Annotated in this window: 9 protein-coding genes; 4 read left to right on the top strand and 5 right to left on the bottom strand. The window is 47.1% G+C overall.

Annotated features, from left to right (window positions below):
• Positions 1–29 precede the first annotated feature (29 nt).
• The 4 genes from ACTIE6_RS02700 (at position 30) to ACTIE6_RS02715 (ending at position 5,627) form a co-directional block, all read left to right on the top strand.
• Positions 30–815, top strand: a complete 786-nt coding sequence (locus tag ACTIE6_RS02700) for a TPM domain-containing protein (protein WP_439555170.1) — start codon at positions 30–32, stop codon at positions 813–815.
• 173 nt (positions 816–988) lie between these two features.
• The gene (locus tag ACTIE6_RS02705) at positions 989–1,897 is read left to right on the top strand and encodes a hypothetical protein (RefSeq protein ID WP_439555162.1); all 909 of its coding nucleotides are present in this window, start codon (positions 989–991) and stop codon (positions 1,895–1,897) included.
• A gap of 149 nt (positions 1,898–2,046) precedes the next feature.
• Entirely contained in the window at positions 2,047–3,540 is a 1,494-nt protein-coding gene (locus ACTIE6_RS02710) for a peptide MFS transporter (RefSeq protein WP_439555163.1), read from the top strand.
• Between the two features lie 44 nt (positions 3,541–3,584).
• Entirely contained in the window at positions 3,585–5,627 is a 2,043-nt protein-coding gene (locus ACTIE6_RS02715; protein ID WP_439555164.1) for a M13 family metallopeptidase, read from the top strand.
• A gap of 14 nt (positions 5,628–5,641) precedes the next feature.
• Here ACTIE6_RS02715 and ACTIE6_RS02720 read toward each other — a convergent pair whose 3' ends face one another.
• The 5 genes from ACTIE6_RS02720 to ACTIE6_RS02740 all read right to left on the bottom strand — a co-directional run.
• Complete coding sequence (locus ACTIE6_RS02720) at positions 5,642–6,802, bottom strand: substrate-binding domain-containing protein (RefSeq protein WP_439555165.1); 1,161 nt, start codon at positions 6,800–6,802, stop codon at positions 5,642–5,644.
• Between the two features lie 160 nt (positions 6,803–6,962).
• Complete coding sequence (locus tag ACTIE6_RS02725; protein ID WP_439555166.1) at positions 6,963–8,210, bottom strand: MFS transporter; 1,248 nt, start codon at positions 8,208–8,210, stop codon at positions 6,963–6,965.
• Positions 8,211–8,239: 29 nt separating this feature from the next.
• Positions 8,240–10,846: a family 20 glycosylhydrolase gene (locus ACTIE6_RS02730; RefSeq protein WP_439555167.1), complete on the bottom strand. Its 2,607-nt coding sequence runs from the start codon at positions 10,844–10,846 to the stop codon at positions 8,240–8,242.
• Between the two features lie 295 nt (positions 10,847–11,141).
• Positions 11,142–12,125, bottom strand: a complete 984-nt coding sequence (locus ACTIE6_RS02735) for a nucleoside hydrolase (RefSeq protein WP_439555168.1) — start codon at positions 12,123–12,125, stop codon at positions 11,142–11,144.
• A gap of 113 nt (positions 12,126–12,238) precedes the next feature.
• On the bottom strand, positions 12,239–14,308 hold a 2,070-nt coding region (locus tag ACTIE6_RS02740; RefSeq protein ID WP_439555169.1), incomplete at its 5' end, for a T9SS type A sorting domain-containing protein.

Genomic DNA, 14,308 nt, shown 5'->3' on the forward strand with positions numbered 1-14,308 from the left:
GGACGATATTTCGTTCGGACACTGAACCCATGAAGAAAATACTCTTACTACCCATTCTGCTGATCATTTCCCTTTGTAGCAGCTGGGCTCAGGATATCCCTGCCAAACCAAATCCACCTAAACTGGTAAATGACTTTGCCAATCAGCTGAGCGCCGGCGAAAAGGCCAGTCTGGAACAGAAACTCGTTGCCTACAACGATTCCACTTCTTCGCAGATCGTTATTGTAATTGTCCCCACAACCGGCGACTATCCTATTGCAGACTACGCTTTCAAAATTGGTAGAGAATGGGGAGTGGGGCAAAAGGACAAAGACAATGGTATTGTACTGCTGTGGGCGCCTACTGACCGGAAGGTTTTTATCGGTACCGGCTATGGAATGGAAGGTGCGATCCCTGATGCAATTGCCAAACGGATTATTTCCCAGGTGATCACGCCGCGTTTTAAACAGAACCAGTTTTATCAGGGGCTGGACGAAGGTGTGGATATGATCTTCAAGTATGCAACCGGTGAATATAAAGCTGAAAAGCAGGACAATAACAATGACAATGGTGGTTCTCCGCCGCTTCTGCTTATCGTTGCTATCATTATGGTCATCGCGTTCATTATCATGCGGAACCGTAACAATCGTGGTGGTCGCGGAGGTGGCGGAATGGGTGGTTTTGGCGGACCGATATTCTGGCCGTACACGACACATTCGGGTGGCGGCAGCTACTCTGGAAACTGGGGTGGCGGCGGTTTTGGAGGAGGAAGCGGCGGCTTCGGAGGATTTGGTGGCGGAAGCTTTGGAGGAGGAGGCGCAGGCGGAGATTACTAGATCAAATAGCTACTCTTATCAGTTATTAATTTTTCAAAAGGCTCGCAGGGATCAACCTGCGGGCCTTTTCATTTAGTTCGAGGTAATAATTAGTGTACATTCTTACGTATAGCCATGGCATGGTTTTTGAACATACTCCATAAAAGATATAACTATTAACCTAACAACATTTTATGGAAAGGAAGAACAACACCGGCCTTTTGGTCGGGTTAATACTGATGACGATCATCGCTGCAGTTTTTGGTTACTTATATTATAATGAAAGAACACTCACTACCAAACAGTCTGCCGACCTCGAAACGCGTGTCAGCGAGCTGGCTGCATCCGAGATAAAGCTCGACTCCATATCCAAACAGCTGGATGCGCGGATTCAGGAAGTACAGGGTTTGGGTGGCGATGTTGAAGAACTTCAAAAAGTAAAAGCTTCACTCGAAAATGATCGTATTGCGCTTCGAAAAGGCAATGCCAATATGAGCAGGAAGATCAAAGAGTATGAAAGTTTCCTTACCAAGAAAGACGAAGAAATAGCGCAATTAAGGGAAGAAAACCAGCAGCTGATCAGTCAGAATGAAACCCTCGTTCAGGAGAAAACCGAACTTCAAACCAGTAAGCAAGCCGTAGCAGATTCACTTTCCACGGTGACAGCCAAAAACACCGAGTTGGAATCCAAAGTAACAATGGCAGCTGCATTGCGGGCGCGAAATGTGAAAGTGTATGCAGTTTCGTCAAAGGGTAAGGTCAGAGAAGGTGAGAATGTGAAAGCAAAAAGGATAGATAAGGTTCGTGTTGATTTCATGCTGGAAAAAAATCCATTGACACAAACCGACAACAAAACCATTTACCTCCGTATTATCGATCCAAGTGGCGCAACAATCTCAGATACAAAAACAGGATCCGGTGTGTTTGACTACAATGGACAGGAGCAGGGTTTCACAATTAGTAAGGATGTAGCTTATACCAACAGCAACCAGGACGTGAGTATTATGTACGATCGAGACGCTGCATTTCCGTCGGGTAAATACACGATTGAATTATATTCGGAAGGTTTCTCCATTGGGGAAGGTTCATTTTCAGTAAAGTAATCAGGTAAACCACAGTGTTTGTTCGCGGCGATGGTGTAAAGCACCACCGCCGCTTTTTTATGCATTTCTATATTTACCCATAATTCCTATCTTGCACCATAAAATCAATTGAGAATAACCCCGAAAACCAAATAAATAGCCTTCCTTATATGGCATCACAAATATCCCAAAAACACCCCAGAGGTCTGTATGTTTTGTTTTTTGCAGAGATGTGGGAGCGTTTCAGTTATTATGGCATGCGTGCTATCCTGCTGCTCTTTCTGCTTGATAACATCAGAGGAGGAATGGGACTGAGTGCATCGGAAGGCACGGCCATTTACGGGCTTTATACCGCCTCAGTCTATCTGCTTACATTGCCCGGTGGCTGGCTGGCAGACAATATTCTTGGTCAGAAAAAGGCTATCTGGTATGGAGGAATTGTCATCATGCTGGGGCACATTATCCTGGCAGTACCTGCCGGACCCGTGCTCTTCTTCATCGGGCTGAGCACAGTGGCCATTGGTACCGGACTTCTGAAACCGAATATCAGTTCTATTGTAGGCGAGCTATACCCGGAAGGCGGCGCACGCCGCGATGCAGCATTCTCGATTTTCTATATGGGTATCAACCTCGGTTCATTCCTTGGAATCGCGATAGTAGGTTATTTGGGTGAAAAAGTGAGCTGGCACATGGGCTTTGGTGCTGCGGCAATCGGGATGTTGCTGGGGCTGATCGTATTTCGATATGGGAGCGCCACTTACCTGAAAGGACTGGGTGAAGTTCCCACAGCGAAGGAAGAAGACCCGCAGAATGTAGCCCCTCAATCGGGTAACAACAAATTACTCGGCTACGGACTAATCGCATTGCTCGTCGTGTTCCTGATCGTACTGCAATCCTCGGGTACTATTGACATGACCACCGCGCAGGGCCTTGCGCAAGGTGCGGGTGTGATCATCGTATCCATTTCTGCTGCCTATTTTCTTTTCATCCTGGTTGCCGGCGGACTGACACGCGTAGAGAAATACCGCGTTGGCGTATTGATCATCCTGTTCCTGGCCATTGCATTGTTCTGGGCGGGATATGAGCAGGCGGGTACTTCATTGCAAATCTTTGCCGAGCGACATACACAACGAATGATCGGCGGCTGGGAAGTACCATCCAGCTGGTTCCAGAACTTCCAGCCTACCTTTGTACTGATCTTTGCACCCATACTGGCCAGCTTGTGGATCTCCCTTTCATCAAAAAACATGAATCCATCCATTCCCGTGAAATTTGCAATGGGCCTCATCCTACTGGGCCTAAGCTTTTTTGTGATGGTAGCCGCTTCCAACATTGCTGTTACAGGTGAGCTTGTTTCACCCTTTTTCCTGACATTTACTTACCTCCTTCATACAATCGGCGAGCTTTGTGTAAGTCCGGTGGGGCTCAGCTCCTACACCAAGCTTGCTCCAAAACGTTATGTCAGCCAGCTAATGGGAATCTGGTTTGTGGGTGCCTCGCTGGGTAACCTAATTGCGGGTATTTTTGCGGGCGGTTTTGACGAAAGTAACATCCTTCAAATGCCTGCATTATTCAATCAGGTGGCTATTGTTACGACCATATTTGGTTTGATATTGCTCGTTTTCTGGAAGCCGATCAAAGGCTGGATGGGAGGTATATCCTAACTTTTTACCATTTTAATAAGTACTTCAACAACATTTCACAAAAGATGAAATTAGCCAGTTTCGGTTATCATGCCCTCGCCTTATCGCTTTTGCTGGCGGGTTGCAAAAAGGAAAACGAACAGTCGGATACACAAAAGGTACCTGGCTTCGATATCAGCTCGCTTGATTCCACCGCCAAAGCCTGCGATGATTTTGACAGCTATGCCAATGGAGGCTGGAAGAAGAAAAACCCGATACCAGGAACGGAAAGCCGCTGGGGTGCATTCGGGATTTTGGATAAAGAAAATAAAGGGGTTAGGCTGAAAAGCATTATCGCCGAAATCACGAGTAACAAAGACCGTAAGAAAGGAAGCGAAGAACAGCAGATCGCTGATTACTATCAATCATTTCTTGACACAGCTACAATTGAAAAGCGCGGTCTGACCCCATTGAAACCGTATCTCGACAAAATCAATGCGGTTACTTCCTTAAAAGAGCTTGTACCCGTAGCAGGTGAATTACAGAAATTGGGAGTGCCCAGCGTAGTTGGCTTTGGTGTGGATGCAGATTTGCGGAATAGCAAGATCAATATCCTGTATGAAGGTCAGGGTGGCCTGAGTTTAGGTGAAAAAAGTTATTACGAACGCGCCGACTCGAGTACTGTAAAAGTTAGAAAAGAGTTTGTCGGACACGTAGATAAGATGTTCTCCCTCGCCGGGTTTACGGATCCAAAACCTGGTCAAACCCTGCTTGACTTCGAAACAAAGCTGGCTAAACTGCAGCTCAGCAATGTGGAATTACGTGATCCCGTGAAGACCTACAATAAAATGGCCTTTGCCGATCTGGAAAAGCTGCTGCCTGCATTTGAAATGAAGACTTTCGCAGATAAGCAGGATATCAAAACTGATACGATCATTGTTCAGAACAAAGCTTACCTGCAAAACCTGAACACCTTGCTGAAAGCGACCCCGATCAATACTTTGAAAATGTATACGAGGTGGCAGCTGCTTTCACGTTTTGCCGGATACCTTCCCAAGAGCTTCGATCAGGAAGATTTCCGTTTTTTTAGTACAGTAATGAGAGGTACAAAACAACAGCGGGTTCGTCAGGAAAGAGCGATAAGGTCAACCGATGGACTACTGGGTATGCCGCTCGGCAAGCTATTCTCGAAAAAATACTTCCCTGAAGAAGATAAGAAGAAAGTAGCTGAGATGATCGAGAATGTACGCACGGTGTACGGCGAGCGCATTGATAAACTAACCTGGATGAGCGACTCTACCAAGGCAAAAGCGCATAAGAAACTCAAAGCATTTACCTACAAAATCGGGTATCCTGACAAATGGAAAGACTACTCGAGCATTGAAATCGCTCCCGATAAATTATTCGAAAACGTGGTGTCAGCGGCGCTCTTCGGGCATAAGGAAGCTGTTGACAAAATCGGTAAAGAAGTAGATAAGAAAGAATGGGGAATGACCCCGCAGACGGTAAATGCTTACTACAACCCATTGAACAATGAAGTAGTGTTCCCGGCCGGCATTTTGCAGCCGCCATTCTATAACCGAGACGCCGACGACGCGATCAACTACGGAGGAATAATTGCCGTGATAGGTCATGAATTTACGCACGGATTTGATGATCAGGGATCGCAGTTCGATGACGAAGGAAACCTGAAAAACTGGTGGACCGCTGCCGATAGAGCCAATTTCGACAAACTCACTAAAAGGTACATAGACTATTTCAGCGGCATTGAAGCCTTACCGGGATTTAATATCAATGGTGCATTGACAATCGGAGAAAACGTAGCTGACCTCGGGGGCCTGACGCTTGCGTACTATGCTTTGCAAAAATCATTTGAAGGCAAAAAAGAGCCTGAGCCAATTGACGGGTTCAATTGGAAGCAACGGTTTTTCCTGGGCTGGGCGCAGGTTTGGCACATGAACACGACTGACGAAGCATTAAGGAACCAGGTTCAGACCGACCCGCACGCACCTGCCAAAGACAGGATCAATGGTCCGCTTCCACATTTAAAAGAGTTTGAAACTGCATTCGGCTGTACGACCGGCAGCAAAATGGTACTTCCGGATTCTTCGAGAATCGTAATCTGGTGAGAAGAGTTTAGGATTCACTTCCCGGCCAGATACTTATTCCGATAAGCACTTGGACTGCATCCCTTAGCCTGCCTGAACTGGCGGGCTATATTTTTGCTGTCTGTTAAGCCCATATCCAGTGCAATCTCGAATACAGACATATCCGTATCCAGCAGCTTCTGTGTGAATTTCTCAATGCGGAGATTGAAGATGTATTTGTAGATCGGGTAACCGGTAATTTCAAGAAAGCGCTTTTCCAATGCACGCCGCGATAGCGGGACCTGCTTTACTACCTCATCAACATGGAGATTCTTCTCAATGTTCTGGTGAATGTATTTTAAAGAAGAGGCGATGTGATCGTCGTTGGTGGCATAAATATCAGTGGAGTGCCGCGTGATTACCTGCATTGGCTTCACGATGATGTCGTCGTATTTGCCGGGACCGTGCTGGATCATGTGGTCCAGCAACTTTGCAGCGTCGTAACCACCTTTTTCTACATCCAATGCTATACTTGATAGGGGCGGGTCGGACAAATCGCATATCATTTCATCATTATCAACGCCGAGCACTGCTACTTCTTCCGGAATTCGGATGCCCACGTGCCGGCAGGCTTCGGTAATATGCTGGCCCTGATTGTCATCGCAGGTCATCAAACCGATCGGCTTTGGCAGTGATTTCAGCCAGCGGCTTAATGAGCTGGGCTTGTAGTACCAGAGCTCCGTCGATCGCGCCTTTTTATGCTCAAAGTAATGGACCTGGTGGCCTTTTGATTTAAGTCTTTCTTCAAAGCCTTCTGCCCGCTCCCGTGACCAGACAATGTCGTTAAAACCGTAAAAAGCAAAATTGGTGAAACCCTTTTTCAGAAAGTAATCTGCACCCAGCTGACCTGCTTCGTGGTAGGCGCCGGTGATATTAGGTATTTCGGTAAAACGTTCCTTAAAATCCTGCGCGATAACGGGAATGCCCGCCTTGACGATCTTGTCGATTTCCTTATTATACAGCTGTCCCACAATTCCATCTGCGCCCCATTCCAGCGCCCATTGCAGGATACCATCAATTCCGATCGTTTCCCGGTGAAACAGCGGCATCCGACAAAAGACCCACGGCCCAAATTCTCTCGAATACGCGTTAATACCCTTCATCAGGCTCTTACTGTATTCCTCCGCAAAGTCAAGAAGGAGAATGATTTTGTACATAGCTGTTAGCTGTTAGCTGTTAGCTGTTAGCTGTTAGCTGTTAGCTGTTAGCTGTTAGCTGTTAGCTGTTAGCTGTTAGCAAATTGAGATTTCAAGTTGTCTACTCATGAAAGAATGAAAACTTATTGCTAATTGCTAATGGCTAATAGCCAATAGCCCTTTAAAACAGATCTTTGACGCTGCTAACCGTCGCATTATTAACCAAAGGCTTTGCCCAAATTCCGATGCTGAGTATGTAAGCCAGCGGGATTAGAAGGAATAGCATGGCGGATTGCAAGCCAAAAAACTGACCCAAACCGCCGACGATCAAAGGGACCACGGCACCGCCTGCAATGCCCGCGCACAATATTCCCGAGAAGGTACCATGGTGCCGCGGCACCGAGTTCAATGCGAGTGAAAAGATCACCGAATACATCACAGAGGCAAAAAAGCCGGTGAGCGGGAAACCGTAAAGTGCCATTTCTTTTGAGCCAAACAATGCAGCCAACAATGCGATTATCGCGCCGGTGGTGAAGAAGATCAGCACTTTGCGGCTGTCGATCAATTTAAGCAAGAGCAAGCCGAGGAAACAGCCGACCGTCAGCAAACCCCAGAAATACGAGATCACAGATGCGCCGGTTGTAGCCGGATCAACACCGTGGTAAGTCTGCAGGAACTGTGAAATCCAGTTAGCAATACCCTGCTCAGTACCTACGTAAGCAAAAATGCCCAGGAAGAACAGCCAGACTTTCCGTGTGGCGGCAAGCTCCCTAAACGAATTCCCCACATCAATCCGCTCCTCTTCCAGCAGCTCCACCTTTGGGAATTTCACCAAAGAAATCAGCAAAACCATGATCAACGCGATCACAGAGAAAACCCAGTAAAGTGAAACCCACCGCAGGTTTTCAGGAACAAGGTCATTTAATATATTAATCATAAAACCCGATTCCCCGGAATGCACGTGGAGCACGAGGTAGGTATATAACAGGGGACTCAGAAAAGAAGCAGCGCCAAAAAACAGCTGGGCTAAAACTGAAAAAAAAGCAAACCGCTCTTCGCCGCCTGCCACACGCAACAGCGGATTGATCACGACCTGCAGCATCGCCATTCCGATACCAATCAGAAAAAGCGAAAACAATGCAATTGCGAATCCTGGCAAAAGCGCAAACAGCAGCGCGCCCATAAACGCAAGTAGAAATGCAGCGATCAGAATGCGTTTTTCACCATACTTTTCAACCATTAACCCGGCAGGAATGGACATTACCCCGTAAGCCACAAAAAACGCAAAAGGCAGGAATCCCGCCAGACCAAGGCTCAGGCTGAAACTTCTCACAATATCCGGGATAATGGGGCCCAGGATGTTTGTAAGAAAGGAAATCACGAAAAATATCAGCAGGATCAGAACTACAATGAAGCTGTTTCTTTGCATGAGTGTTCGTATGGAATTCAAGCTTCGGATTAAGGTACGCTGACAACGCTGGTTCGGCCTGATCTGCCTGCAATGTCAAAGCATTTCAGCTTCACAGTGCCCGTCACTTTCACGGGGGCTTCATACAGGTCAGACTTGGCTGTCGGCTCCGATCCGTCAGTAGTGTACCTGATCATCAGTCCGGGGAGCTCCGAGTTGGCTTTCAGCATGCCATTTTCTATGACAGCTCCCGGCATTGGCATCCTGTAGTTATAGCCTCCATTGATATACGCCCATTTGGGTAGTGCTTTCTGCGCCATGGTATTGGCAAAAATATTCCATCCTTCCTGCATCATTTTCTTTCTGGCAGCATCGTCAGCAACAAACTCCCATTTTCTTTCAGCCGCCCAGGCACTTTCTGAAAAGCCAAGCAGCTTGGGCAGGATCATGTATTCCATCATATCCCGGCCTTTGATCGTCTCGCACCAAAGCTGCGCTTCTATACCCAGGATGTTCTTTCTTGCGGCAGGTTTCAGCTGTTCCTTACCGACAAATTCTTCTTTCATAGGCTTGCCCATTGCTGTCTCCTCGGTAGTCTTGAACATATTAAATGGCGCAAAAGCCCAGTTATCCCAGGTATCTACAAACCCGCCCCAATAGAGCCCAGGCTCCTTGGGATCGTTGTTGTAAGACATATCGAAATAGAAATTGGTCACATTGCAAAGTACCACCTGATAACCCGCATTCGCCATTCTATAACCCAGATCGACATCGAACACATTGTTCCAGATATAAGGTACTACTGGACGATTAACAAACTCCGGATTAGCCAGGTAAGCGCCGGTAGCTGTTTTTGTCAATGCAACTTCTTCCCAACCATGTACTTTCAGGTTCCGCTTTTCAAGTCTTGGCAGCAGGTTCCTGACAAAGTAGGTCTGCAAATTGCGATACTCTTTGATCTCAGGATGCTCCTTCATGAGCTTGGCAATGTTTGGTGACTTCGTCCAAACACCTTCTGCAACCTCGTCTCCGCCGGTATGGAATGTGTCAAGTGTCAATCCAGCCTGCTTGTACAGCTTCGCTATTTCATCTACCACTTTCTCGTAAAAATGGTAAGTCGACTCACGTGAAATGTCAACCACATTATTCTTATATGCTTGCGCCGACAGGTAAACCGACTTATCCTCAGGATCAATCAGCCTGTACTCATTTGCCTCCTTTTCCTTGCCCTCTTTCATCAAACGCTCATACCGCGCCTCCATTGATTTAATAGCAGCCAATGCATGTCCAGGGAAGTTAACTTCCGGAATAACCTTGATGTGGCGCTCGGCAGCATATTTGAGTATCTCGACAAACTCAGCTTTTGTATAGTAGCCGCTACCATATTTGCCTTTATCATTAGCAACCGGACCTGACCCGTATGAAGGATGCAATGCAGAAGCCTGCATTCCCGACGTATGCTGCCGATGTGCGCCAACCTCGGTCAGCTCAGGCAGACCGTCAATTTCCAATCGCCAACCTTCGTCTTCGGTGATGTAGAAAAGAAAGTGATTGATCTTGTAAGAAGACAGCAGGTCCAGTACGCGTTTGATCGATTCTTTAGTCTGAAAATTACGTCCAACATCCAAATGCATGCTCCTGAACTGAAAGCGGGGAGCATCTTCTACCTGCACATAATTGAAAACGACCGGCGTGCCCTGCTTTTGGTAGACTTCAACCGGCGTAAGTTGCACCAGGCTTTGCACTGCATAAAAAACACCCGCAGCATCGCTTCCAGTAATGGAGATTCCCGTCTCTCCTATCGCCAGCTTATAAGCCTCTACCAGAATTCCATTTACATTAACCGGCCCAGTCCTCAACACAATGGACGGAGCTTCCGCGGAGTCGCCGGTAGGTAAACCTGCGCGTATAGGCAGGTCTGTGCCGGTCATTTCCCGGAGCTTTTGGATGAGGAACTTTGCCTCGTTCTCCAATCCATCCTGGTAAAATACCTGCGTTTGGCTGCTAAGCGTGAATGTACCCTGCCCTGCGGTAAGCTTCACCGGATTTGGAATGATCTTCAACAGCTGGTCTGCAGCTACTTTGGTAAAAGGTAAGTTGTGTTTATATCTTTCTTCCGCCGTCGGCAGGGGCATCAAGTCTCTCTTTCCTCTCAGGATCTGCTCTTTGGCTACAAAAGGCTCCACTGAGTAGTCTGTAACCTGCACAATCTCCTTTTCTTTACCTTCATTATCATAAAATACAAAGTACAGGCCCATCGGTGCATCTGTTTCCTTGATAATTGCCTCGGTACCTGTATAATTGACTGTTACCGAATCGCCCGGCGCGAGTTTGAAATCTTTGGCAGCTACCATTCTGTACCAATCTCCATTGATATGCTCAACTGTGGCAGGCTGCGGCGTTTTGTTCGTCTGGATCGGTCGTGGTGACATATTGAAGAACAACTTCCAGTTCGTACCGTCCAGAGTGAAGTCACTGCCATTTTTGATTACAAACCTCGCCTCGAAACTACCATCAGGCTCGCCAAAGTTGTTCACCAGCTTCCACGAAACGCGAATTTTCTCGGCTTGTTCCTTGCTGATCTGGCCCGATTTGCCACAAGCCGAAAGGAAGAGGATCGCGATAAAGAGCAACTGATAGTTGAATAATTTTTTCATAAAGTTTGAATACGGATTTGCCGGTGCCAGTAACTTTTTAGGGTAAAAAGAGGAAGTATTCGACGATTGTAATACTGATAAGTCGGCAAAATATACTAGCGCGGGTGATTTACCAGCAGTAATATTCATTTAATTATGCGCCAGGTAGTCTTTCCAAAACATTCACCTGTAAAACCGCTTGAAATGGTGAATTAATGCAAAAACCTACGGGAACAACTTCCAGGCTTTCGCCGCTTACCTTTCCCGTGAATGAAAATTTATGACCAGCTTGTTTGTATCTGAAATGGGAGATTGTTTACCTTTTACCCTGCCACATCATCAATCCTTCAATTACTGCTACCAGTTGCTCTGCCGGCATGTTAGGGACTAAATAAGCATGCGGGCCCATCGGATCATCCCGCCATTTATTGCTGCCGCCTTCAACTATGATCTTGCCGCGCTTTAAACCAAAATAGGGCTGCACGCCCCTCGCGGCAACGAGCACAGCAGTCTGGTCCCAGCTCATTCTGCCGCCTGCGTCTTCCTTGTTCAGCGGCATTGCCATTTCAAATACTTCCTTGACCGGGCTCTTTAATCCTTCGTTAGCTACCAGTTTCAATCCAGTTTTGATATCCCTCCCGATTTCGAAGCCGCTGAACAATATCTCCGTGGGCCATTCGGCAAACACCTCCGCGGAAGCAACCGAATCTGCATAAACATTATACTCGCGGCCCTCAGGAAATGCACCTGCCATGGATACAAGTTGTCTGACCTTCTTCCGGATCAATGCAGGACCGGACAATGGAGAAATTTTATCAGGCTGTGATTTCAGTAAATCGGCCAGATTGGTTAAAAAACCGATGGTAACGATCGTTACACTTCCATCCGGCTCTTTGGCAAGGGCCTGGCGGTAGGTTTGTACTGCATCCGGTGCATCAGAAGTTTTGGCAATGCGTGGAGGATATTTACTGACCAGCATTTCAGGCCATTTCTGAGAAGCCCCGAAGCTCATGCCCCTGCCTTTGGGCGCGCCCAACGCTAACTCCGGCCGACCGAAGTAGGTATTTAAAATATCGATTACCGGGACTACAAGTTCATTTTTATTAGAGGCAATTACAGCCAGCGGGCGTATCTCACCCTTGTCCGCCAATGCATGGAAAACCGCCATTGCACCCACGTCGTCGTAGTCCGGACCAATGTCGGTATCCAGAATGACAGCCCTGCCGGACGTCCCCCTGTTCTGCGCTTCAAGATTGGATAATGTGAGAAAAAACAGGATAACAGATAAAAACTTGTTCATAGTACTCGGAATATAACTTTCAGTTGTAACACCAAAACTATATTCGTTTGATCCCGGAGCTTTGCTGCATTTGCCGGACAGTTAAATAAATTTTGAATGTTAACAGACCAAAATCACTCTTTCAAAAGCTTGAATACCTGCTTGTCTTTTCCATTGGCTACTTCAAGCAGGTAAATTCCCCGCGGGAACGCCGTTGCTGACAAATCGATCATTTCCTTCTGCGGAAAACCATTCGCCTCGGTACTCGCCTTTCTGAACAAGCGCCCGGTCAAATCATATAAATTGAATGTAACCGCCTTGCCGGGATCTGCCTGGTACATTACCTGGAATACCCCCGATGAAGGATTTGGGTAAATACCCCATTCTATTTTCTCGTCAAATACAACCGGCCGCACACTGGAATATTTAAATGAACTGTCAGTATCGACCATCTTTAAACGATAGTACCGTACTCCGGTTTTTACATTAGTCTGATCATTGAAAGAGTACCTGTTGCCGCCTGCCTCATTTCCACGCCCGGTAATTTGGCCAATCCTGGCAAACATCCCTTTTCTGTAAGCCTCATTGCCGGAAGCAACTTCAATTTCAAACCGGTCAAAATCCTCTTCGGAAGCAGTCTCCCATTCTACTATCACATCATTATTTCGCTCCACCCCACCCTTTTTCCTGGCATTGAAGCTGATCAGATCCACAGGCAATGAAGATGAATTGCCGATAAAACCCTTCGCCAGCCAGAACTCAGAGAAATTTTTCACCTTGAACTCTGCATAATAACCTTTGTCAAAAGGCACAATCCGGACTTCTGTTCCATCGTGAAACGACCAGCCACCATCGGAATTATTAGCCAGGGTACCATCTTCTTTGGAGGTATCTGCATTCCTGTACTTCGAGAGCGCAAGTTGATAGGCATGCTCGGGCTTGTCGCAGGATTCACATCCGCTCGCCGCAATTAAAGTTTTGACTTCATCATCAGAAAAATATATTCTTACCCCAACTGAATCCTGCAACGTTCCATTAGCTGGTTTGATGCTCAGGTTGCGGTCGAGATAGTAGTTCAAATTGGCACTTCGCACTGCGCCGGAACTCAGGTAACTTTGCACCTGCGTGTTCCCGAGGTTTTGTCCGTTCGGGTAAACCGACGCTATCAGCTTGCCATTTTGTGTAAAATGAATCCACACATTGCCGCCTGCCACATTCTGTTCCGCGGCGGCGACCATTGTGCCTTCATCGTAGATTGCATTTAGCTTATCATAAATGTGGATATCATCCAAAGCAATTCCCTCCCGGCTTGTAAATCCGTCTGATACCATTACAAAACGGATTTTCAGATCTGTAAAGCCGGTGGGCAATGCAATGCTGGCAACGCGCCACCGCAGGTCACTCTCTTTACTCCAAGCTCCTTTTCCCGAATACGTCCGGTCGTACCAGTTGGTACCCTGCCCCGCAGCTCCCAGCCGCGTCCACGCACCACCGTTTCCTGAATATTCGAGATAGACAATGTCGCAGGGATTAGGATCACAGTATTCAAGATCCAGTGCTACGCTGAAACTCAACGTAGGTGCCGCCATTCCATCTACTTTAAAGCAGGGAGAATAGAGGTACGATTCCTCTTTGTCATTGTGCCAGCCAGCCAGATTGGTTTTCCAGATCTTACTGCCGCTTGCTGCGGTCTGAACTGCTGGCGAAGCGGGTGTACCATGCTGCCAGGAGCTTTTTATGCCTTTTGCAAACCAGTATCCACTGTTGTTTTCAAAGTTTTCAAGGTATGGAAATGCTGTAATAACCGGTGCATTAAAGAGCGTCAATAGCAGCGTGTCGTTGTCACGGAAACTGTCAGTCGCCAGCGCCGACCACACCTTCACGGTTTGTGAACCAAGTGCAGACAAATTGGCTTTTGCCTGAAATGTGTAGTCCACCGTCGTTCGCTTCGCCAGGGACGGAATAGTCTCAGAAACAATGGTACCGTCACTCAATTGATAAAAAACAGGTATATCCGTCAGTGCCTGGGCCGAGCTGTTGCGGATTTTAATTGTAACAGATTCCTGCGCACCCAAACCGCAGCTTTCAGCCGCCGGACTAACAAGTCCTAAAACCTGAATATCGTCCGAAACTGCATATAGCTCAATATCATCGAAGGAATAACCTGCGCCGCTCACTTCGTCTGCTGCTATCATTCGCCCCCA

The organism is Dyadobacter sp. (assembly GCF_051859145.1).
GTDB lineage: Bacteria > Bacteroidota > Bacteroidia > Cytophagales > Spirosomataceae > Dyadobacter.

What these genes read in the sequence shown, in the direction of transcription:
- ACTIE6_RS02700 (WP_439555170.1), top strand. Translation starts at nt 30, where the DNA reads ATGAAGAAAATACTCTTACTACCCATTCTGCTGATCATTTCCCTTTGT.
- ACTIE6_RS02705 (WP_439555162.1), top strand. Translation starts at nt 989, where the DNA reads ATGGAAAGGAAGAACAACACCGGCCTTTTGGTCGGGTTAATACTGATG.
- ACTIE6_RS02710 (WP_439555163.1), top strand. Translation starts at nt 2,047, where the DNA reads ATGGCATCACAAATATCCCAAAAACACCCCAGAGGTCTGTATGTTTTG.
- ACTIE6_RS02715 (WP_439555164.1), top strand. Translation starts at nt 3,585, where the DNA reads ATGAAATTAGCCAGTTTCGGTTATCATGCCCTCGCCTTATCGCTTTTG.
- ACTIE6_RS02720 (WP_439555165.1), bottom strand. Translation starts at nt 6,802, where the DNA reads ATGTACAAAATCATTCTCCTTCTTGACTTTGCGGAGGAATACAGTAAG.
- ACTIE6_RS02725 (WP_439555166.1), bottom strand. Translation starts at nt 8,210, where the DNA reads ATGCAAAGAAACAGCTTCATTGTAGTTCTGATCCTGCTGATATTTTTC.
- ACTIE6_RS02730 (WP_439555167.1), bottom strand. Translation starts at nt 10,846, where the DNA reads ATGAAAAAATTATTCAACTATCAGTTGCTCTTTATCGCGATCCTCTTC.
- ACTIE6_RS02735 (WP_439555168.1), bottom strand. Translation starts at nt 12,125, where the DNA reads ATGAACAAGTTTTTATCTGTTATCCTGTTTTTTCTCACATTATCCAAT.